The following is a 23,195-nucleotide window of genomic DNA, read 5'->3' as shown; positions in this document are numbered from 1 at the left end:
TCTGATACATACTCTTCTACATTTTTTCTGCTTACAATAACATCTATCTTTTTCTCATCTGATTTTACTGAAGCTTCTATCATTTCAGGTGCTTCCACTTTAGCAAACTGTCCGTTTACTCCACCTTCTGCTTCAATTACTGTTGCACTCATTCCTTTTGCAGTAATGTATCTGTTACCCATAGCCTGTTCCAGTACAGTATCTCCATTCAGATTAACTGTTCCTCTTACAGTAAGCTTTGTTCCTATTTCAGCCTTTGTAACTGCTCCATTTCCTGCTGTGTAATCTCCTGTTATAACTGCTCCTGAACCTTTATTTTCAAGAGTTCCACCATTATTATTTACATTTCTCTGATCATTTATTATAGCTGTTGGATAAGTTACTAATGTTCCTTGATGATTTATTGTTATATCAGAAGTATTATTTCCATATATTTCTAATTTTCCTTCATCTATTGTAGTATTTCCCATATAGCTGTTATTTCCTGTTAATATCAATGTTCCATTACCTGATTTTAGAAGTCCTGCATCACCACTGATATCATTTTCAAAAATTGATGTCATGGAATTTCCGATACTAGCGTTAAATTGACCTTTTAATCCAGCATTTGAAGCTCTTTCTCCTACAATAAGGATACTATTGAACTGAGCAGGCCCTTTTAATGCTTTTGTTTCATCAAGAAGTCCCCATCCAAATATAGTATCTACTCCTGGTTGCCCTAAATCCTTTGCAGTTGTTAACAATGTCTGTTTTAATTCGTGTCCTGTCATCCATGGGAATTTTTCCTTTACTTTTACTGCTGCCGCTGTTACTCTTGGAGCTGCAAATGAAGATCCATGAACAGAACACATTTCCAATTCACAATTTCCATTTGCAGAAACTGACCACCACATAGCCGCTCCTGCTCTTGCAAGATGTGGATTATATTCTGTTCCATCAGGTTTTATTCCTACCACTGCAATCCATCCTTTATGAAGTTCAGAAATATATGCTGGCATTCCAGCCTGAATAGTTGGCGCGTTATATGTTTTTCTTCCGCCACCTTCGATAGCAGTTGTATTTCCTGCAGCCCATATAAAAAGTGCTCCATTGTTTACTGCCTTTTTATAGAAATTATTCAGTTCATCTATTCTTCTATCCAGAACATCAGCAGTACTTTCTCTTTCCCTTAATACACCTGGTCTTAAAGGTAATCTATAATTTGTTGAATTATAGTCAGAAAACTCAACCGCTGTACCGAAAGACTGGTTAAATATTCTTACTCCACTATTATAAAGTTCCTCATATTTACTTTTATCTGCTACTATTTTCTTTCCTGATTCTCCAAAACTTACACCGTAAACTGAAGCTCCTTTTGCACCATTTCCGTTTCTTCCTGCTAAAATTGTTGCAACTATAAGTCCATGTTCACTTTTACTTAATGTACTGTCAGGTCCCAAAACCTTATCTACAGCAGTCATTCTGCTTCCAAATTCATCATTAATTACTTGAGCAAATGTATCATTTTGTAGAAAACCTTCATAGTCAATTCTTCTATGAAAGTCTTCTGTTTTTACATCTCTACTTAAAAAATCACTATCCAGAACTCCTACCTTAACTCCTTGTCCTGTAGTTTCTCTTGAATCAACAGGTTTAGCAAAACGGTTATCTGCTGTAGGCACTTGAGGTGCCACTGCTGGTGCAGGTACTGGATTTTGTGGCTGTACAGCCTGTCCGTTATTGTTTCCAGTATTTGTTCCATTTGTATTCCCATTACCAGTATTTGTACTTCCTGGTGTAGGCATTACTGGAGTTGCAGATGTTGTCTGTGGAGCAGAACCTCCACCACCACCGTCTCCACCACAGCTGGCCAGTACTGATATTAAACTTATTAACAATATTATTTTCTTCATTTCTTCCTCATTTCGTATTCTTTTTTTGCTCTTCATATTTTACTGTGTAATTTTAGCATAAAATATTTTAAATGTCATTTTATTATAAACATTTTTTTTATCACTTTTTTCATATTTTGATAAAAAAATCTTCCTTTATTAAAACTCTCGTTTTTTAAAGGAAGATTCATTTATTTCAATTTAATTTTTTTCTAAACTAATATTATTTTCAAAAATTAGAATTTCATTTATTTTTTAGCCGGAGTTTTAGAATACAGATCTTCCAGCAGTTCTTCATTGTTTTTGTAACTTCTTATAAGTTCAATAAGTCTTTTCAGCCCTTCAACTTCTGACATCTGGTTCAGTTCCCTTCTGAGACGCCATATTTTTTCAAGCTTATCTTTAGGAATTAAAAGTTCTTCCCTTCTTGTTCCACTTTTCAGTACATCCATTGCCGGGAATATTCTAAGCTGTTCCAATGCCCTGCTTAAAATAATTTCCATATTTCCTGTTCCTTTAAATTCCTCAAAAATTACATCATCCATTTTACTTCCAGTTTCAATAAGTGCTGTGGCAATTATAGTCAAACTTCCACCATTCTTTATGTTTCTCGCTGCCCCTAAAAATCTTTTTGGATAATATAAAGCGTTCGGATCTATTCCTCCTGATATCAGCTTACCGCTTGAAGGGATTGTAATGTTATAGGATCTGGCAAGTCTGGTAAGACTGTCCATCAGAATTAATATATCCTTCCCACGTTCCACTTCCCTTTTTGCCATTTCCAGTACATTTTCTGTAACTTGGGTGTGGACATTGGGATTTTCATCGAATGTTGCGGCATAAACTTCCGCTTCCTTTACATTTTCCTTTATGTCAGTAACTTCTTCCGGTCTTTCATCTATAAGTAAAATCCACACATCAATTTCAGGATTGTATTTTATTATGTCATTTGCCAGAGTTGACAGTAATACTGTTTTCCCTGCTTTAGGAGGAGCAACAATAAGTCCTCTCTGTCCTTTTCCAATTGGCGAAATAAGATCTATTATTCTTGATGAAATTTCTCCGCTTCCAAGATTTATTTTCTTATCAGGATATGAAGGAATCAAATCATCAAAGAACGGACGTTCCAATGATTTATCAGGTAAATCCCCATTTACAAGCAATACTTTTAATATACCATAGTTTCTTTCTGTCCCTATTGGAACCCTCAGTTCTCCAAATACTACATCTTCATTTCTAAGAAAAAATCTCTTTATCTGTGATATTGAAACATATACATCCGGTCCGATAGTTGTTTCCCTAAGGAATCCAAAGCTTCCTTCCCCCATTATGTCAAGTTTTCCATATCCGTAAGTTTTTCCAATTTCCTTACCTTTCTCAATAAGCACTGCATTTACAAGGTCATACTTTGTCATTACGGAAAAGTTAGGAATATTGTATTCCTTAGCCATTTTTTTCAGATTTGTGACATTTGTATTCAGTATTTCTTTTATAAGTTTTTCTTCATTTTGCTGACTTTCATCAGTATATTTCTCATTTTTTTCATGGTTTTCTGTTCTCTCAGAAACTCTTACATTTCTTTCCACTTTTTCTATTTCTTTTACTTCTTTTTTTATAATTCCTTCTCCTTCTTTTTCTTCCTTACCTTTTTTTTCCACCTGCTGTTCATCTATGTCATTTAAATTTTCCAGTTCTTCCTGCTTTTCAGCCTTCGGCTTTCTGCCCCTCTTTTTAACTTCTTTTACTTCCACAGTAGAAGTTTCTTTTTTTACAGTTTCTGTTTCTTCAGTATTTTCCTCAGTTTTTTTCTTTCTTCCACGTTTTTTTACTTCTTTTACATTCTCACTCATTTATTCCTCCAATTCTCCGTATAATGTCCATGTTTTTGCTTCATATATTCTTGTATGCACGAATTTCCCTTTTAAATCTGTCCTGTCACTTTTAAACAGTACGATTTTATGAGTTGACGTTCTTCCAGTCAGCATTTCAGGGTTTTTTCTGCTTGGCCCCTCTACAAGTACTTTTACCGTCTTCCCTAAATATTTCTGGCTTTCCTCCTTTGCCTTATAATTTTGAAGACGCATTAACTGCTGAAGCCTTTCACTTTTCACCTGTTCATCCACCTGTTCTTCCATTGTTGCAGCTGGAGTACCGCTTCTCTTGGAATACATAAACATAAAAGCATTTTCAAAACCTACTTCATTTACTACATCCATTGTATCCTGAAAATCCTCATCCGTTTCTCCTGGGAATCCTACAATTATATCAGTTGTCAGACCTATATCGGGTATTTTTTCTTTAATTTTCTTTGCCAGAGTTATGAATTCTTCCTTTGTGTAACCTCTGTTCATTGCATTCAATATTTTAGTCGAACCTGATTGAAGTGGTAAGTGTAACATTCTTGCTATTTTAGAATTGTCTGCTATTGCTTCTATTACTTCATCTGTGAAATCTTTAGGATGTGGGGAAACATATTTTATCCAGAAATCCCCTTCTATTTTGGCACTTTCCCTAAGCAGTTTTGCAAAATTATCTGTTTCATCTGCCAGGTCGCTACCGTATGAGTTGACATTCTGTCCTAAAAACAGTATTTCCTTGTATCCCTTTTCCGTATATTTCTTTACATCCTGAACTATCTCATGTAACGGAACAGATCTTTCCATTCCCCTTACATAAGGCACTATGCAGAAGGTACAGTAATTATTACATCCATATGTTATTGAAATTGAAGCTACTATATCATCACCAAAATCAGCATCCACCCTCTGAGGTAATTCATCTTCATCTTCAACCATAACTACGTGTACATCTTCACCTTTTTCAAGCCTTTCAATTATATCCGGTATTCTTCCTATATTCTGATTACCGAGGACTAAATCGACATAAGGAGTTTTCTTTATAAACTCGTCTCTTACTTCCTGGGCAAGACAACCTGTTACTCCTATAATCATCTTACCATTCTTTTTTTCCTTAAGCCTTTTAAGATCCCCCAGTTTTCCGTACACTTTTACAGCGGCACCTTCCCTTACTGTACATGTATTCAGAAATACCAGATCAGAATCATCTATGTCATCTACTATTTCATAACCCATTGTCTGCAGAATCTGTTTCATTTTAGCACTTTCATTGACATTCATCTGACATCCATAAGTTATAACTGTTGCTTTTTTACTCACTTAATCTCTCCTTTTTTATTTCTCGCTTTTTACTCGTATGTTGCATTATAGCATAATTTTCTGAATAATAAAAGACTAGAGTTTATATCCTCTAGTCTATAATATTATACAGATATTTTTATTTGTATATACTTAATTTTTACATATCATTTCATGATTTAAAAATTAATTTCCAAGTTCAAAAGTATTTACAGGAAGTTTATATTCAGGAATTCTATAATTAATTATTCTGTCAACTGTCAAGATACCGTTAGACACTCTTCCTGAAACAGTTAATGTAATTATATCCTCATCTGTTACTCCGTAATTTTGTCCTATTGAATTGTAAACAAGATCCAATGTTCCTGAATTATCATTCAGCTGATAATATAAAGTTTTATCTTTAAAAACCAGATTGTCTTTTTTATACGTGAATGTGTTTGTAGATTTAACATATTCTCCCGTATAAACTTTGTTTGTAATTTTTGTTTTTTTTGCTGAATAACTTACAAACGCCATTGTCATTATTAGCAAAAATAATACCATCTTTTTCATTTAAAAAACCTCCATTTTTATTTATGAAATCCTAAATCTGCCGGATTTACATCTCCTGAAATTTTTTTTACTGTTCCACCATTTTTTTCAAATTCTGTTCTAAGCAGGGCCACTTTTTTTATCAGCTCCACCGTATCCTTTTCCAGCCCGTCCGAATTATATCTTCCTTTTGACCAGTATTCTATGACGAGGTTGCTGTCTCCACAAATGACCTTTATATTATTTTTTTTTGCATATTTCAATGCCGCAAACAATCCTGTAAGTTCACCAAAATTATTTGTTCTTCCGTCAGATAACTTGTAGTTACCGTATTTGTTTATTTTTGAAGCTTCAAGTATTTCATATAATAATGAATTACCGTCATAATCTGTCAGTCTTACTTCAACTCCTTCACCTCTTCCGGTTCCGGCGTCAAAGTAAATCCCATCCTTTTCAAGCTCCAAAAATAAGTTTTCATTTTTCTTTTCTTTCTTTTCATACTCTGCACCTGATTTCAGCCATTCCTGAGCTTCCTTCTCACTCTTAAACGACTTGTATCTGGCTTTTTTCCCCTTTACCTTCTGTTCACATTCATTCCAAGTATAAAATATACCGCTTTCCTGACTGTCCAAAAGATAGTAGGCATATATCTTGCTTTTTTTCAATCCTGACATAATTTTCTAAATTTATAAAATTATAAATTTAATCCTCCGTCTACTCTTAATACCTGACCTGTTATAAATTTAGACATATCACTTGCAAGGAATAATGCCGCATCAGCTACATCTTCCGCATCTCCCATTTTCTTAAGAGGTGTGTTTTCTAAAACAGATTCCACAAGTTTTTCAGGCAGTACATGTGTCATATCAGTTTTAATAAATCCAGGTGCTATTGCATTAGATCTCAGGTTCTTTTTCCCAAATTCCTTTGCCCAAGTTTTAGCCATTGCTATAACTCCACCTTTTGAAGCTGCATAGTTTGTCTGTCCTGCATTACCATCAACTCCTACAACTGAAGCCATGTTAATAACACTTGCCCCTTTACTTTTAAGAAGTAAAGAAACAAAACCTTGCATCATATTATAAACACCTTTTAAATTTATATCAATTAATAAATCCCAGTCATCTTCCTTCATTCTTTGAAGTAAAGAATCTCTTGTGATTCCTGCGTTGTTTACTAATACGTCAAGTCTTCCGTACTTTTCCTTTACCATTGCGGCAAGTTCCTTTATGTTTTCCCTATCAGTTACATTCAGTTTTACATGTGTAACATTTTCATGAGTATAATCAGCATCTATTAAGTCTCCTGAAATAACTGTAGCTCCGTTTTCAGCATATTTTAAAACTATTTCTTTTCCAATTCCTCTTGCCCCACCTGTTACCAAAGCTATTTTTCCTTTTAACATACTGTCCGCCTTTCAATAATTATTTTATATCAATTACAGTTACAACAGATATAATTTCAATTTATCTTTATTATATTATTTTGCAACTTCCAGTTTTACTCTTGTAACACCTTTACTTGTACTTGCTATTTTTGAAAATGCCGCCTTACTTAAGTCTATTACCCTCCCTTTTGAATAAGGTCCTCTGTTGTTGATTCTTACTACAACTGATTTACCGTTATCCAGATTAGTAACTTTTACCTTTGTTCCGAAAGGTAATGTCTTATGCGCCGCAGTCAGGCTGTTTTCATTGAAGATTTCACCATTTGCAGTTTTCTTTCCATGCCAGCTTCCTCCATAATATGAAGCCATTCCAGTCTGAAAATGCGTATACTTCTCACGTTCTTCAATTACCTTTTCAAATGTATCCGCCACTGCCTTATTTTTTGAATTTACATTCAGATTTTCTTCCTCGTTCTGATATATTGTATTCAAGTTTGTAACCATAACGGATCCCTGACTTGCTTTTTCTTTTTCCACTGTCATTTCTGCAGCGTTTTTCGTTTCTTCCCATGAAGACGATGCCGCTACACTGGTAGTTCTTTTTGGTTTAGATGTTTCAGTTTTTCTACTTCTTGTAGACACTGTTTTTGTTTCCTTTGTACTTTTACTATTCTTTGTACTTACTGTACCTTTTTTAGTTTCTTTACCTGATGTATCTTTATTTTTTGTAGTGTTACTTTTAGAATTTTTACTATTGACTGTACCTTTTTTTGATTCTGTTTTAGAACCTGTATTTTTTTTAGTTTCGGTATTTTTCTTATCCTTCGTTTCCTTTTTAGCATTCGCATTTTTTGAAGTTGAAGCAGACTTTTTTGTAGAAGCTGTTTTTGTAACAGTCGCCTTCGCCTTCGATGTTTTTTTAGTATTTGACCCTGTTGCTGCGAATAAAGAAGCAGATATTGTCAGTCCTATGCAAAAAAACACTGTTTTTTTCATATAAATATCCTCCATCCTTAAAATCTGTAATATTATATCACAAGTGTTTCGTTTGCATACTTAGACTAAACTTAGTTAGCTGATTCAGGTTGTTTAACATGCTGGAATTTTGGACTGTCCACTGTCAATGTTTCAAAGATATACCCTTTAGCCTTGTAGGCATCTATTATTTTCTGTAACGCTTCAACTGTCGTTGTTTTTGCATAAGCATCATGCATAAGAAGGTTTACTTCCCTTACATTACATACTCCATTTTTAACCAGTTTTTCTACAGGAACTTTGTTTCCTGATGCATCTGTACTGTCACAGTTCCAGTCCTGATAAACATATCCTTCTTTTGTAAGTCTGTTTATAATAGCCTGTTTTATTGGCTTTGATACTCTTGTAGTACTTGATCCTCCAGGGAATCTTGTAACTTTAGGATCTACTCCTGTTTTTTCCTTAATAAGATCTCTCAATTTATATAAATCAGCAAAGAATGCATCTACAGAAGCATATACCTGTTTATACTCATGGGAATATGTATGAATTGCAATAGCATGCCCTTCATCTACAATACGCTTATACATATCCGGATTCTGACCTATAACAAAGAAAGTTCCCTTTATATTATTTTTCTTTAATATATCAAGTATCTTTGGAGTGTTGTTAGGAGTAGGCCCATCATCAAATGTAAGATATACAACCTTTATCCCTCTCTGCTCCCTTAACTGATTATATTCCTTTTTAAGTTTATTATTTTTTTCAGTTACATCTTTCAAAGATGCTTCTGTTTTAACTTTTTTATCTTTTAATTCAGTAATCTGTTTGTTTAATGATTTTTTCTCAAGGGCACCTTTTGCCGCTCCATAAATTGTAAATCCTGAATATCCAAGTCCCGCAAGACTTAAAATTAATGCTATTCCACCTATAATTTTTTTCATTATTTTTGTTCCTCTCTATAATTATTTTCAGTATTATTTCTTTTTTATATCCAATAAGCGTGTCTAAAATTTTCAGACGATGCTTAAAAGATTTCTATTATTAGTTCTTGTTTCTAACTTTTATTTTTTATTCTGATTTAATTTTTCCATTATATCATTATAGCTTTTTTTAACTTCTGCATCTCTTTTTTCAAGCTGACCCACTTCTGAAGCAAGGGTCTCTTTTTCAGCCTTCAGCTCTTTCACTTCTCCTGATATTTTTTTACTTGCATCTTCCAAGTACAACTTTGAAAGTGCGGTAAGCCCTGCGGCTAATATAAACAAAAATATTATCAATTTAGCCATTGCTGACATTTTCTTATCTTCATAATGATTATGATAATGATTTTTATGATTTGACATTTGTATCCTCCTAGTCTAATTTTAATATTTTTTAAAATACATATCTATATTTAAGATTTTATAAAAAGTAAAAGACCTCTTAAAAAAGAGGTCTTATAAAAGGGGGGGTTAATTGAGGTTTCAGATCTTTTTGATCTGAATTTATTATACACTATATAAATTAAATCACAATTAACATTTGATTGTTTTTATAATAAATCTTTTTTATAGATACGATTTTATATTCTGATCTTAATATAGTATATAATAATTTCCATAAAATTTAAAGTCTTATTTCGTAGTTTTATATTTGTATTGCCATTTTACTGGCATAGAAGGTACTCTGTTTTTAGTTATGGGGAGGATTTCCTTTTAAGTTTCTTATTTGATAAAGTTTTCTATTTCTTTTGTAGCGAGTTATTAATTTCCTAATCAGACTATCTTTTCCATAAATTTTATCAAGTATTTTCATTGTTCAAAAGATTAAATCGTTCTGACAATACGGAAGCCGTAATTATCATATTTTTCATATGGAAAACCATAATAATTAGATTCCATATTACAATCTACTTCTTTCGTGATATCATTTCCCTTCCATGAACCACCCATAACTTTTTTACCACTAATATTTTCATTGTTTTCAATATATTTAAGTTTATTTTCAAAAGTATCACCTATTGATATTATACAAGCTCCCGTTGGAATAATAATTTTATCATAACACCATTCCCATACATTTCCACTACAGTCATAAATTCCAAGCTGATTTGGTTTCTTTGTTCCTACATCATGAGTCTGTTTTTCTGAATTACTGTTATGCCAGGCAACTTCATCCAAATTATTGCTTCCTGCATACATCATATCAAATGTCCCATCCTGTATTGCAACTTCTCCCCCTCTTGCAAACCATTGCCATTCTACAACTGTCGGTAACCTAAAACCTTCTGTTTTTTCAAAATCTGCAAAATGAGAATTTTTTAATTCTCCATCTAACTGATTTATATTAACTATTCCTTCACTTTTTTGACTTAAATCATATACTGGTTGCAATCCATATTTTTCACTCATTTTATTACAATATTCCAGAGCATCCCACCATGAAACACACTCTACAGGTCTTCTCCCACCTTTGAATTTTGAAGGATTATGTTCCATCACTTCCATCCACATATCCTGTGTTGTTTGATATTTACATACTTCTAAATCACATACTTTCACTTCTTTTCCTGAAAATTTCATGTAGTTCTTATTTGAATTGATTGTTTCATAATATCCTGATTCTAAAATAGGTGTATATTTTCCACCTTTTACTACAACCATTCTCCTTATACCTAATCCATTTAATATTTTTTTAGAAGCTGATTTTACTTTAAATTTTTTATAACTTTTCTTTAGTACTTCGATTTTATCAGACAGAATATTTGTTAGAGAATCTATATTTTTAACAGCTTCTATTAAATCCTGTGTTGTTACTTCCTTTTCTTTTTCATCCTGTGTTTCGAGTATAAATATATTTTCTACTGCATTCTTTACAATCTCTTCTATATCTGCTCCACAGTAACCTTCTGTCTCTTCTGCCAGTCTGCTTACATCTATATTTTCTGTCAATTTCCCTCTTTTTTCAAGATGTATCTCAAATATTCTTTCTCTTTCTTCTTCATTTGGAAAATCGATGAAAAAAACTTCATCAAATCTTCCTTTTCTTAGAAATTCAGGGGGAAAAGCTGTTATATCATTAGCAGTTGCCACTACAAAAACTGTATTTTCCTTTTCCTGCAACCATGTCAGGAACTGTCCAAACAGTCTTTTTGTAATATCACTTGCTCCACCACTCTGGTCTATTCCTGCAAAGGCTTTCTCTATCTCGTCTATCCATAGTATACAAGGACTTATTGACTCTGCTGTTTTCAGTGCCATTCTCATGTTATGTTCTGATTCTCCCACATATTTTCCTAATAATCTTCCTATATCAAGTCTTAAAAGAGGAACGTTAAAAAGTCTTGCACTTGCCTTAGCTGCCAAACTTTTCCCACAACCAGGCATTCCCACTAAGAGTACTCCTTTTGGTGTGTCTACTCCAAATTTCTTAGCCTCATCTAATCTTCTAAATATTTGTGCTTTTGAACGTAACCATTCTTTTAGTCCTTCCAGTCCACCAATATCTTCTATTCTTTCCTTAAAATCTATTATTTCCAGTATTGAAGATTTTTTTATTATCTGACCTTTTTCTTTTATAATTATTTCTCTTCCTGAAATAGAAATATTTTTCTTTGATTCTATTATCATATTAAGCACATGGTCTATTTCCAATTTTGTCAGCCCTTTTAGCGAAATAGCCACTTCTCCTAGATCTTCCTTATCCAGTTTTACATTGTTGATTTCAGAAAATTTTAGTATGTATTCTTCTATTTCTTCCTTTGTCATATTTGGAATATCAAGTATAGAAGTAAATTTTTCAAGTTCTTTAGGTACTGTTTCATTTTCACTTACTACTATTATCGTAAAATTATAGTCTGGATTTGAGTATCTTGTTTCAGCAATCTTCTTTATAAAAGCTATATTCCTTGCATCCATCATCTCCTCTTCCGCGTTTTTTATCAGTAAAAACACATCAGTTTTTATGCCTTTTGAAAATAAAATATTTAAAAAATGATACAAATTTTCTATTTCTTCACATCTAACCTTATTTTCAAAATTCACAGCTCCAAAAGCTCTATATTCATATATAGCTTTATCCTTATATTCTTTCGTTGCTTCTTTGACAATAGTATCTATTTCCTTATAATCACTACTATTTATACATATTATAGGTCTTCTTGCTCTTAAATATTTTGATAAATTTATTTCCATTTTTCTTCCTCCTTAACTATCTGTATCTACTCTTAATAACTTAAAATACATTTATTTTATCGAATTTATTTTTTAATTTTATAACCGAAATAAACTTGCTATTCACTTACAAAAGTTTTTATTCCTTCCCAAGCAGAACTTGTTAACGATTTAACACCTTCCACAAATGTATCTCCAAAACTTCTTACTCCTTCCCAAGCTCCCTTTGCTACATCTTTTACTACATTTGCTCCATTCTTTACTACTTCCTTTGTTCCATTTACTACTTTTTCTGTTATATTTCCTAAACCCCTAGCTATTGCACCTCCAACTTTTGAGCCAACAACTCCACATATTACACTAATTATAATATCCATTATAATCCCTATATTACCTATACCTATCATATTCAGAATTATTCCTACTACTTTAGCACCTTCGTCTGAAGCAACTATTGCACCGTATACAGTTCCTAATACTGATATTATATCATTTGATGCCTTTCCTAAACTTATTTCTCCTAAACCTAATTTAAAAACTATCTTTATTATATCCATTGAAGATGCCGCTATTGCACCAATTACATTGTTATTCACTAAAAATTTTGAAAGAACTGTAGGTATAAATTTCTTTTCAACAGCAACTCTCATTCCACCTGCAACAGCAGCTGAAAGCCCCATCGAAAAACCTGATTTTAATCCTTCTTCAACTATTTCATTAATTTCTATTTCTTCATTTGAAATTAGTTTAACTCCTATGTTTTTTCCCATTCCAATTGCTATTCCCATAATCCCATTTACCACTACCTGTCTTCCTATTTGCTTAGTTATTGCAATAGTATCCACATCTTTTTCAAAACTGAATTTTACCGCTTCCTTATTACCTTCCTGATATTTTTCCTGCATTTCCTTAAGTTCAGTTTTGCTTATAGACTTACTTTTTACTTCTCCATATTCTATTTTATCCACAGAATTTTCAATATCGCCTACCTGGTCAGAGGGAACTAATTTTGATTGAAACTTGTATTTATACCCCTCCTGTCTATCATAAAAGGATTTTGCAGTTTCATTTGCATTTTTATACGCCTTCGCCTGATATTTTTTAACAATTCTGTTTGAATCCTCAATTCTCATATCAACAGAATTTTTACCATAAGTTTCTCCAACTTCAGGTTTTAATGCTTCAGCATGGTAATTCTGCTTCTTTACTGAAGCATCTATATTAAATGTTCCTGCATGCCTTTCCTCAAATATGAAACCATCAAGGTTTGGATTCTGACTTATTTCACCTGTTTTAGTTGTCAATGATTTCAGTATTTCATCATTAGACTTACCTATCGTTTCATTCACATTGTCAATATAATTATTTACACTATTTGCGCTTAAAGCATCTACCACAAGCTGTGGTTCATCTATCGAAGCAGCCTCATATATCATAGCTTCATTATAACTAGCCAGTACATTGCCTGCTTCTTTCATACTTTCAATAATTTCTTCTTTATCTACAGTTTCTGCTTCCTTTATTTCATTTGCAACTTTTTCAAGTATCTTATCTCCGACATAGTCACTGTTACTTATACCAAGACTTTGATATTTCTCTATTTCCTTTTTCTTATCGAAATAAATTTTAATTCCTGATATAAGCTCCCCTGCCATTTTTTCTATTTCTTCATTTTTTTTATTGGGTAGTTCATTTTTCAGTTCACTGATAAGCCACTCCCTTAAGTCTTTTTTATTTTTACTTTTTTCATTTTCAGCATAACTTTTTAAGAATTTCCGAATAACTTCCTCTGTCTTTCTTCTTCTACTTCCTCTAAGCTTAAACATTTTCTTTCTCCTTATCTTCGTATATTTCTATTGTCTTTTTAAGTTCTTTTTTCAATATTGTTTTCAATTCTTCAGGTTCTAAAATTTTAACTTCTGAATAAAACTGTGCAAAATATATCATTGCAAGTTTATTGTCACATTCAAAAGTATAAATTCCATCCTTTTTTTCAATTAATCTTGGTCTATTCGCAAGAACTTTTTCATATAATTCAATTCCTTTTTCCGTAAATTTGACTTTAACTCTATTTTTATATGATAAAAAGGGATCAAAATTTTTACGAACATTATCAATGTATTTTTTATCCCTTATTTCATTTTTTTCATTTGTAAGCCATATCTCCTCTATTTCAGAAATTCTATAATTTCTATAATCATTGTTTTTTTCACAGTAACAGAACAGATACGACCTAGTTTCATTATCTGAAACTTTTATGAAATATGGATTCACAAGCCTAATATATTTATGATATTTTATTTTTATTTTTTTCTCTATTTTTATTGCTTCCCTTATATCTTTAAATTTATTTTCAAACAATATTTCTTCACGTTTATACCTCAAATTATTAATATAGGTAAAAAATATATTTCTCCAATATTCTGATTCTATTTCTACTTTATTTCTTATAAGTGTGTCCATAAAAATTTCTTCATTTTTTTTATTCAGATTAAATTGTATAACTTCACCTGAAAAATTTCTTAGTTCTACTTTGTTTAAATCTTTGTCCATGTAATATTTAAAAATTATGTTCCCTATTCTTCCAACTGGTAGTTTAAAATACTCTGAATCTCCTGTAATAATTTCATTCATAAAATCTGAAACTGTAACTCTTACTTTCTTCATATTCTTCTCCTATATTGCTTTTTATAATCATATAATATACAATTCCAAAGTATTATTCAAGGAAATATTTTATTTTTGTTTTCGTTCCTTTAAATTTGAAGAATATACTGAAAATACTAGGGTATATTTAAAATCTATTTATTTTTTTGTTCCTTTAAATAGAATACTTCCTTTTTCCTCTAAGATGTTTTTCAAATATCTTTAAAATAACGTTTTACAATCTATTTTAATAAATTTCAGCCAAAATTCCAACAAAAAATACAAATAAAAGCAATTAAAGTCTTCAAATTTGTGGCAATTTATTATATAATATAAAATAAATTATAAGGAAAGGAGACATATGTTTTATTTGGTAAAACTATTTCCCTAAAAAAATTATCAAATTCAAAACATATAACTGGAAAGATGGAATTACTTACTATTCAATTGAAGGAACTCTTCAAAAAAAATATAAACCGTATTTTTAACAGTGATTTCTCAGATAAAATCGATATCCAAAATTCTACAAAAAAAGAATTTGGTGATTTTCAGACAAATTTTGCCATGATAACTTCAAAAATCATAGGTAAAAATCCAAGAGAAATAGCCAATGAAATCATAGAAAAGTTTGAAGCTGATGACATCATCGAAAAACTTGAAGTAGCAGGGCCTGGATTTATAAACATCTATCTGAAAAATAACTTTATTAATAATGAAATTAAAAAAATAGGGGAGGAAAAATATGATTTTTCATTCCTTAACACTGACAGAACTGTTGTAATTGACTATTCTTCTCCAAACATTGCAAAGCGTATGCACGTTGGGCACTTAAGAAGTACAATTATTGGAGAATCTATAAAAAGAATTATGCAGTTCCTAGGATTTAAAGTTTTCGGAGATAACCACATAGGAGACTGGGGAACTCAGTTTGGAAAACTTATTGTTGCTTACGAACGTTGGCTTGACAAGGAAGCTTATGAAAATGATCCGATAGAAGAACTTGAAAGAATATATGTACTTTTCTCTGATAAAGCAAAAGAAGATCCTTCCCTAAACGACATTGCAAGGGAAGAACTTAGAAAACTTCAGGCGGGAGACGAAAAAAACAACGCCCTTTGGAAGGAATTTATTAATATTTCAATAAATGAATACAATAAAATTTATAAAAGATTTGATATTAAATTTGACTTCTACAATGGTGAATCATTCTATAATGATATGATGCCTGACGTACTTGAAGATTTAAAAGCAAGAAAAATTGCAAGGGAAGATGACGATGCACTTGTTGTTTTCTTTGATGAAGAAACAAAACTTCACCCATGTATAGTTCAGAAAAAGGATGGAAGCTTCCTTTATTCAACTTCTGACCTTGCGACTATTAAATATAGAAAAGATGAATTAAACGCTGATATGGGGTTATATGTTGTTGATGAAAGACAGCAGGAACACTTTAAGCAAGTATTTGAAATTGCAAGAATGACAGGAGCACCTTATGATTATGAAAAAGTTCATATTCAATTTGGTATTATGAGATTTGCAAATGGAGTTATCCTATCTACAAGAGGTGGAAATGTAATCAGACTTATCGACCTTCTGAATAAAGCACAGGAAGAAGTAAGAAAAGTTATAGATGAAAAGAATCCTGATTTACCTGAAGCTGAAAAGGATATTATCTCAGATATAGTTGGAACAGGAGCAATAAAATACTTTGACCTGAGCCAGAACAGAACTTCACCTATATTATTTGACTGGGATAAAGTACTAAGCTTCGAAGGAAATACAGGACCATACTTACAATACACTTATGTAAGAATAATGTCCCTTCTGAGAAAAATGGAATCTGAAAATATTTCAGTTGACAAGAGCAAGGATATTATCCTTGATGACATGAATGACATTGAAAGAGACCTTGCAGTTATGCTGTTAAGATTCCCTCAAGTTGTAGTAAAAGCGTATGAAGGATTTAAACCTAACCTGATTGCAGATTATTTATTTGATCTGGCTAAAACTTACAATAACTTCTACAACTCAAAATCTATATTGAAGGAAGAAAACAAGGATGTAATGCAGGCAAGAATATTACTTTCAATAAAGGCTGCAGACATACTGAAACAGGGATTGTCATTGTTATCAATACAGACAGTAGAGAGAATGTAATAGTAGAATAGACAATCCACATAAAATTTTAAAAATATGAAAGATTATATTTATGAATTATTTAAAATTTTACAATGTAAAACAAAAAAATGAATTTAGAAAAAGTCATCAGCCTGATTTTTCAGGCGAATTTTGACTTTTTCTTAATGAATAATTGTTTTACATAAGTAAAATTTTGATAAATGAATAAATATATCTTTCATATTTTTTTATCCTCTACTTATTTTTCTGTAAATATGCGGAGAAACCCTGAAATATTTCTTAAAAATTTTCGTGAAATAGTTGGCATCTTCAATTCCTACGTGTCTACACACTTCTGATATCCTGTCGTCTGTCTCAAGAATTCTTCTTGCGGCAACTGTCATTTTAATTTCCATAAAAAATTTATTTGGTGATTTCCCTGTATGCTTTTTAAACAGTCTTCTGAAAGACGCCTCACTTATATCAGACAATCTGCAGTAGAATTCTGTTGAAAATTCCCTAAAGGGATTATTTATCATATCATTTACAATTGCCTGTACCCTGCTGTCTATTTCCCTGTTGTAATACTGAATTTTACATGTTCTGCTTTCCCCTTTTTCCTTTGAAATATTTATTAAATAACCTACTATTATTTCCAGATATCCCCTTAAAACAAAGGAAGTCCCCAATCTATTGGCATTTTTTTCCTTTATCATTGAATAAAAACAGTCAATAATAAATTTATCTTCACATTTAATCTGTGTATCAAAATCCATTATTTCAGACCATATTTTTAGTCCATGTATAGAATAGGAGGCAGTAAATCTGATACTTATAAAGGAAAAATGATTTGAAACAGACATACACTGAAGGTTACAGCTTTCAGGTATGTAAATAATATCATTTTTACCCACATCGTATACATTGTCATCTATTATAAATTTTGCATTTCCCTCCACTATAAACCTTATCATTGAGTAAGGTACCTTTTCTTCCTGAAATTTCCAGTCCCTATTGAAGGTATATGTATCAACATAAAGAAAAGCCAGATGGAATGCCTTCATTAATGAGTTGTTTTCCATAATTTGTAACTCCTGCTGTCATTTTACTTTAATTATACCTCATAATATTTATAAAACAATTTTTTATGTACAATTTTTTAAAAAAATTATATCTATTTAATCGTTTTTTACTATAATTAATCGTTTTAGATATCTTGTTTTATTAAAAAATGAAGGTATACTCTTAATAATCAAAAGGAAAAACTGACGTCAATTATTTTCACACAGGTATTATATACTTAAAATAGTATATTTCACTTATTTTACAACACTTAATATCTAACATTGAAAGGATGGAACAATTATGAAAAAGAAGATTATTCTGTTACTTATCTCAGTATTATTTCTTATTATTTCCTGCGGAGGTTCAAAACAGTCAAATGAAACAGGAGAACTTGAAGGAGAAATAGTATTCTGGCATTCATTTACTCAAGGACCTAGAAACGAGTTCATGAAACAGGCTGCTGAAGAATTTATGAAAAAACATCCGAAAGTAAAAATTAAAATTGAAACATTTGCATGGCCTGAATTTTACACTAAATGGACAACAGGATTACAGGCCGGACAAGTTCCTGATGTAAGTACAGCTTTACCTAACCATGTTGTAGAACTGTTACAGGCAGATGCTTTAGTTCCTATTGATGATGTAATCGATCATATTGGAAAAGATAGATTTTACGCTGCTCCTCTTACAGAAGGGGAAATGAATGGAAAACATTATTCTATACCTCTATATTCACACGCTCAGGTAATGTGGTACAGAAAAGATTTATTACAGGCTGCAGGACTTGAAGTTCCAAAAACATGGGCAGAATTATTTGAAGCGGCTAAAAAATTAAATAATCCTCCTCAAGTTTATGGATTATCAGTTCCTATGGGACTTGGAGATATGATGGCAACTAGATTCCTTAACTTCTATGTCCGTTCAGCAGGAGAAACTTTAATAACTAAAGACGGAAAAGCAAACCTTACAAGCAAGGCTGCCATAGATGGGATAAATTACTGGGTAAATATGTATAAAGCAGTATCTCCAAAAGGTTCTGTAAACTTTAAAGTATTAGATCAGGCTACACTTTATTATCAAGGTAAAACAGCTTTTGACTTTAACAGTGGATTCCAAATTGGAGGAGTTAAACAGAACTCACCTGATTTACTGGACAAAATAGCTGCCGCACCAATACCTAAAGTAAATGCAGCAGATCCTGAACGGGGAATAGAAACTTCAAATATACCTATAATCGTATGGAAAAATAGTAAACACCCTGAAATTGCAAAAGCTTTTGTTGAAAGTTTATATGAAAAAGAAAAATACATTAAATTCTTACATTCTGTTCCAGGTGGTATGTTACCAGCCTTAAAAGATATTTCAAATGATCCTGCATACCTGGATAATCCAATAATCAAACAATTCCAGGATACAATCACAGTTATTAACAATGCTGTTGATAAAGGTACTGCAATTGGAATGGAATTTGGTCCAAAACCTGAAGCCGGAATAATTACAAGCCAAGGTGTAATTGAAAAGATGTTCCAGGAAATTATACTTAAAAATGTTCCCGTGGAAGAAGCTGCAAAAAAAGCTGAAAAGGAACTAAACGACTTATTTGCCGCGGCAAAATAACCAGCTAACCACGTGACAGGAAAGGAATACTCATGAAAAAGAATAAAATGAAAATCGATAAGATAAATCTGGTGTTTGTTTTACCAGCCATGTTAATAGTTTTTCTTCTGCTGGTTTATCCTATAATTTCCAGTGTATATTTTAGCTTTACATCGAAAAACTTAATTAGACCGTATTACAAGTGGATCTGGTTTGACAACTTCAAATTTGTCCTTACTAACCCTGAATTTTATCATGCATTCCTGACTTCAATAAAATGGACTGTTTTATCAATTACAGGACAGCTTCTGGTAGGATTTATAGCTGCTCTTTCCTTAAACAGAATTCCAAAATTTTCGGGATTTTATAGAACTTTACTTATTATCCCATGGGCGTTTCCTGCTATCGTTATAGCATTTTCATGGAAATGGATTTTAAACGATGTTTATGGATTTATACCGAATTTACTTACACAACTGCATATTACAAAGGAAAACATAAACTTTCTGGCAGATCCGAAAACCGCCTTCTGGATAGTACTGTTTATAAATATATGGTTTGGAGCACCTCTGTTTATGGTAAATATTCTGGCAGCCTTAAAGACTATTCCGCGTGAACAGTATGAAGCGGCTATTGTTGACGGTGCATCTTCTTTTCAGGTATTCCGTTACATAACAATAAGACATATACGTGGAGTTATAGGATTACTGGTTGTTTTAAGAACAATATGGGTCTTCAACAACTTTGACCTGCTTTATCTGCTGACTGGAGGAGGACCTTCAGACTTGACCACTACATTACCAATATATGCATACAAGACAGGATGGAATTTAAAAAGATTAGGAACAGCATCTGCAGTCACTATTCTACTGCTTCTGTTTCTAATGGCTGTGTGTTTTGGATATTTCAAACTGCTTAACAGATGGGAAAGAGAGGATGATAAATAATGAAATACAGTTATAAAAATAATATCTATACTGGATTAATCTATTTACTTTTAACTGTTATGGCAATAATTGCCGTTTTCCCTCTAATATGGATTATTCTTTCTTCCATAAAGCCTTCAAGCGAAATGTCCAACAGTCCATTGGCTTTTATTCCTAAAAAAATTACATTCGATTATTATAGACAGGTTCTGTTTAGTCTGAATTTTATAAGAAATATAAAAAACAGTTTAGTTATATCTTTTACAGCCACTGTAATAACTATAATCGTTTCAGCCCTTGGAGCTTATGGAATTGTAAGATTTTTCCCTAAAGTAGGTAAAAAAATGACAAAAATGCTTATTACTACATATATGTTTCCTACTATCCTGCTGGCTGTCCCATACGTTACAGTTATGGCAAAATTAGGATTAATTAATACATGGATTGGTGTAGTTATTACTTATCTGTCGTTTTCCATACCATATGCAATATGGATGCTGATAGGATTTTTTCAAACTGTTCCTATTGGAATTGAGGAAGCCGCAAAGGTTGACGGAGTAGGAAAATTCGGAATATTTTTTCAGATTGTACTTCCTATAGTGTCTCCAGGAATTGTTTCAACTGCCATTTACACATTTATCAATACATGGAATGAATTTCTGTATGCACTGCTATTAATAAATAACTCTGAAAAAATGCCTCTGTCAATAGCCCTCTACTCTTTAACAGGTTCAGAAATACTGGACTGGGGACAGATGATGGCTGCATCAGTAATTGTAATCCTGCCTTCAGTAGTGTTCTTTATGATTATACAGAACAAGATTGCAGGAGGATTATCAGACGGGTCAGTTAAGTAAACATATTAGGACAAAATTATATACATAATTTGAAGAAAGGAGAGTATGATTTTATTTTATACTATCATACATTACAGAAATGAAAAATATAAATTACGGAATAATAGGAACCGGATATTTTGGAGCACATTTAGGAAGAATATTAAATAAAATCGAAGGAGCAAAAGTTGTTGCCATTTATGATCCGGAAAATACAAAAAATATTTCTGAAGAACTTGGATGTGAAGTTTCAGAAAACATTCAGGAATTATGTGCAAGGGATGATATTGATGCAATAATAGTTGCTTCTCCAAATGGAGCACATAAGGAAGCCGTTTTAGAAGCTGCTAAAAATAAGAAACATGTATTCTGTGAAAAGCCTATCGCACTTTCATACAAGGAATGTTCTGAAATGATAGAAGCTACAAAAAAGAATGGTGTAATCTTCATGGCAGGACACGTAATGAACTTCATGAATGGTGTAAGAAAAATAAAACAATTAATAAATGATGGTGTTATTGGAGAAGTTTTACATTGCCATTCTATGAGAAATGGATGGGAAAAGGAACAAAAGGAAATTAGCTGGAAAAAAATAAAGGAACTTTCAGGAGGCCACCTGTATCATCATATACATGAACTGGACTTTATACAGTTTATAATGGGAGTGCCTGAAAAAGTAACAATGGTTGGAGGAAACATCGCCCATCAAGGAGAAAAATTTGGTGATGAAGATGATGCCCTTTTCATAACACTTGAATTTCCAAATAAAAGATTTGCAACTTTACAGTATGGATCTGCATTCAGATGGCCTGACCATTCTGTAAAAATTCAAGGAACTAAAGGAGCTATCCTACTGGATCTTCAGGATGTAGGAGTCACTTTAAAAATTGATGATAAAGAAGAAAAATTCCTGCTTCATCGTACTAAAGAAGAAGATGATGACAGAACAAGAATATATAAAGGACTGGAAATGGACGGTGCAATAATGTACGGTAAACCTGACAGAATCCCTCCTTTATGGCTGCATGGAATCATGGAAATGGAAATGGAATTTCTACATAATGTTCTTCAGGGAGCTGAAGTTGATAAAGAATTCATTCCATTACTGGACGGTACTGCCGCAAGAGATTCCATTCTGACAGCAGATGCCCTTACTAAGTCTTTGGAAGAAGACAGAAAAGTAAAAATATCTGAACTTTTGTAAACTCCGTTTTGTTTCATTGCAATATAAAAAAAGTTGTCAATTTCTGGCAACTTCTTTTTATTTTACAATTTTATTTTTATTCTATTAATTTATAGATATTAGATATTTACATAATAAGATTTTTAATTTAAAAATCCAACCAAAATTCCTCTCTAAATTCAAGGAAATTCCAGCCGGATTTTTTTATTAAATCTATTTTTTAACTCATATTTTCTGAAATACTGTCAACTAATTAGTTTGCCAGTTTTATTTCATTCCATATTTTATCCTGTTTTTCTTTTGCTTCATCTGATAATGCTCCAGGAAGTTTAGCATTTTCAACAACCTGAGCTCTATTTACAGTTGGTTTTACCTTTGATTTTTCTTCAACGCCTTTTATAACGGAAGGAGTCTTAAAGAATTCATATACTTTTATGAAGTTTTCAGGTCTGTATAAAAATTCTAAAAATTTATAGGCATTTTCCTTATTAGGTGAATTTTTTACAATAGCCATGCTATCTATATACATCATTGCATCTTTAGGTATAAAGAAATCAAAGTTTCCGTATTCAGATTCTTCCAGTTCACCATAGACATTTTCAGCATATCCATGGACAGCATAGAATTCTCCAGTAGCCACACCCTTAGCAAAAGATGTTGCATCAAATTTTGCAAGATTTTTCTTCCATTCAAGAATTTTATTTTTAGCTTCCTGTAACTGCTTGTCATCTGCTGAATCTGAAGGATAA

At 32.0% G+C, this 23,195-nt stretch carries 19 protein-coding genes; 5 read left to right on the top strand and 14 right to left on the bottom strand.

The window, feature by feature from the left end; genetic code table 11:
- The 12 genes from HMPREF1984_RS09245 to HMPREF1984_RS09190 form a co-directional block, all read right to left on the bottom strand.
- Nucleotides 1–1,892: S8 family serine peptidase (locus HMPREF1984_RS09245; protein ID WP_036100442.1), on the bottom strand; the 1,892-nt coding region annotated here is incomplete at its 3' end.
- A gap of 227 nt (nucleotides 1,893–2,119) precedes the next feature.
- Entirely contained in the window at nucleotides 2,120–3,364 is a 1,245-nt protein-coding gene (rho, locus tag HMPREF1984_RS09240) for a transcription termination factor Rho (RefSeq protein WP_036100474.1), read from the bottom strand.
- A 357-nt stretch (nucleotides 3,365–3,721) separates the two neighbouring features.
- Nucleotides 3,722–5,047 carry a tRNA (N6-isopentenyl adenosine(37)-C2)-methylthiotransferase MiaB gene (gene miaB / locus HMPREF1984_RS09235; RefSeq protein ID WP_021767717.1) on the bottom strand — a complete coding sequence of 442 codons (1,326 nt, stop codon included), beginning with the start codon at nucleotides 5,045–5,047 and terminating at the stop codon, nucleotides 3,722–3,724.
- 165 nt (nucleotides 5,048–5,212) lie between these two features.
- Nucleotides 5,213–5,581 (bottom strand): hypothetical protein, encoded by a 369-nt coding sequence (locus HMPREF1984_RS09230; protein ID WP_021767716.1) that lies wholly within the window; start codon nucleotides 5,579–5,581, stop codon nucleotides 5,213–5,215.
- Between the two features lie 17 nt (nucleotides 5,582–5,598).
- The gene (locus tag HMPREF1984_RS09225; RefSeq protein WP_369750556.1) at nucleotides 5,599–6,225 is read right to left on the bottom strand and encodes a viroplasmin family protein; all 627 of its coding nucleotides are present in this window, start codon (nucleotides 6,223–6,225) and stop codon (nucleotides 5,599–5,601) included.
- A gap of 29 nt (nucleotides 6,226–6,254) precedes the next feature.
- Entirely contained in the window at nucleotides 6,255–6,965 is a 711-nt protein-coding gene (gene fabG / locus HMPREF1984_RS09220; protein ID WP_021767714.1) for a 3-oxoacyl-ACP reductase FabG, read from the bottom strand.
- A gap of 75 nt (nucleotides 6,966–7,040) precedes the next feature.
- A complete protein-coding gene (locus tag HMPREF1984_RS11735; protein ID WP_304412280.1) occupies nucleotides 7,041–7,943 on the bottom strand; it encodes a septal ring lytic transglycosylase RlpA family protein in 903 nt (300 codons plus the stop codon).
- 71 nt (nucleotides 7,944–8,014) lie between these two features.
- Nucleotides 8,015–8,866, bottom strand: a complete 852-nt coding sequence (locus HMPREF1984_RS09210; protein WP_021767712.1) for a polysaccharide deacetylase family protein — start codon at nucleotides 8,864–8,866, stop codon at nucleotides 8,015–8,017.
- A gap of 120 nt (nucleotides 8,867–8,986) precedes the next feature.
- On the bottom strand, nucleotides 8,987–9,268 hold the full coding sequence (locus HMPREF1984_RS09205) for a hypothetical protein (RefSeq protein ID WP_021767711.1): 282 nt from the start codon (nucleotides 9,266–9,268) through the stop codon (nucleotides 8,987–8,989).
- Nucleotides 9,269–9,730: 462 nt separating this feature from the next.
- Nucleotides 9,731–12,097, bottom strand: a complete 2,367-nt coding sequence (locus HMPREF1984_RS09200; protein WP_021767709.1) for an SUMF1/EgtB/PvdO family nonheme iron enzyme — start codon at nucleotides 12,095–12,097, stop codon at nucleotides 9,731–9,733.
- A 98-nt stretch (nucleotides 12,098–12,195) separates the two neighbouring features.
- Complete coding sequence (locus HMPREF1984_RS09195) at nucleotides 12,196–13,902, bottom strand: hypothetical protein (protein WP_021767708.1); 1,707 nt, start codon at nucleotides 13,900–13,902, stop codon at nucleotides 12,196–12,198.
- A complete protein-coding gene (locus HMPREF1984_RS09190) occupies nucleotides 13,895–14,743 on the bottom strand; it encodes a YafY family protein (RefSeq protein ID WP_021767707.1) in 849 nt (282 codons plus the stop codon). Before HMPREF1984_RS09190 ends, HMPREF1984_RS09195 begins: the two co-directional genes overlap by 8 nt.
- 405 nt (nucleotides 14,744–15,148) lie before the next feature.
- Here HMPREF1984_RS09190 and argS point away from each other — a divergent pair, with 405 nt between their 5' ends.
- Nucleotides 15,149–16,879: an arginine--tRNA ligase gene (gene argS / locus HMPREF1984_RS09185; protein WP_021767706.1), complete on the top strand. Its 1,731-nt coding sequence runs from the start codon at nucleotides 15,149–15,151 to the stop codon at nucleotides 16,877–16,879.
- 209 nt (nucleotides 16,880–17,088) lie between these two features.
- Here argS and HMPREF1984_RS09180 read toward each other — a convergent pair whose 3' ends face one another.
- Nucleotides 17,089–17,922 (bottom strand): AraC family transcriptional regulator, encoded by an 834-nt coding sequence (locus HMPREF1984_RS09180; protein WP_036100439.1) that lies wholly within the window; start codon nucleotides 17,920–17,922, stop codon nucleotides 17,089–17,091.
- Nucleotides 17,923–18,205: 283 nt separating this feature from the next.
- Between HMPREF1984_RS09180 and HMPREF1984_RS09175 the strand changes: the two genes are divergently transcribed.
- From HMPREF1984_RS09175 to HMPREF1984_RS09160, 4 genes are all read left to right on the top strand, one after another.
- Nucleotides 18,206–19,522, top strand: coding sequence for an ABC transporter substrate-binding protein (locus HMPREF1984_RS09175; RefSeq protein WP_021767704.1), 1,317 nt, complete (start codon nucleotides 18,206–18,208; stop codon nucleotides 19,520–19,522).
- A 32-nt stretch (nucleotides 19,523–19,554) separates the two neighbouring features.
- Complete coding sequence (locus tag HMPREF1984_RS09170; RefSeq protein ID WP_021767703.1) at nucleotides 19,555–20,448, top strand: carbohydrate ABC transporter permease; 894 nt, start codon at nucleotides 19,555–19,557, stop codon at nucleotides 20,446–20,448.
- Nucleotides 20,448–21,284, top strand: a complete 837-nt coding sequence (locus HMPREF1984_RS09165) for a carbohydrate ABC transporter permease (RefSeq protein WP_021767702.1) — start codon at nucleotides 20,448–20,450, stop codon at nucleotides 21,282–21,284. Before HMPREF1984_RS09170 ends, HMPREF1984_RS09165 begins: the two co-directional genes overlap by 1 nt.
- A gap of 79 nt (nucleotides 21,285–21,363) precedes the next feature.
- On the top strand, nucleotides 21,364–22,467 hold the full coding sequence (locus HMPREF1984_RS09160) for a Gfo/Idh/MocA family protein (RefSeq protein ID WP_021767701.1): 1,104 nt from the start codon (nucleotides 21,364–21,366) through the stop codon (nucleotides 22,465–22,467).
- A 232-nt stretch (nucleotides 22,468–22,699) separates the two neighbouring features.
- Here the strand turns inward: HMPREF1984_RS09160 and HMPREF1984_RS09155 are convergent.
- On the bottom strand, nucleotides 22,700–23,195 hold a 496-nt coding region (locus HMPREF1984_RS09155), incomplete at its 5' end, for an extracellular solute-binding protein (RefSeq protein WP_021767700.1).

The sequence above is a fragment of the Leptotrichia sp. oral taxon 215 str. W9775 genome (assembly GCF_000469505.1).
In the GTDB taxonomy this organism is placed as follows: domain Bacteria; phylum Fusobacteriota; class Fusobacteriia; order Fusobacteriales; family Leptotrichiaceae; genus Leptotrichia_A.
This window is presented reverse-complemented; position numbering and strand designations above follow the sequence as displayed.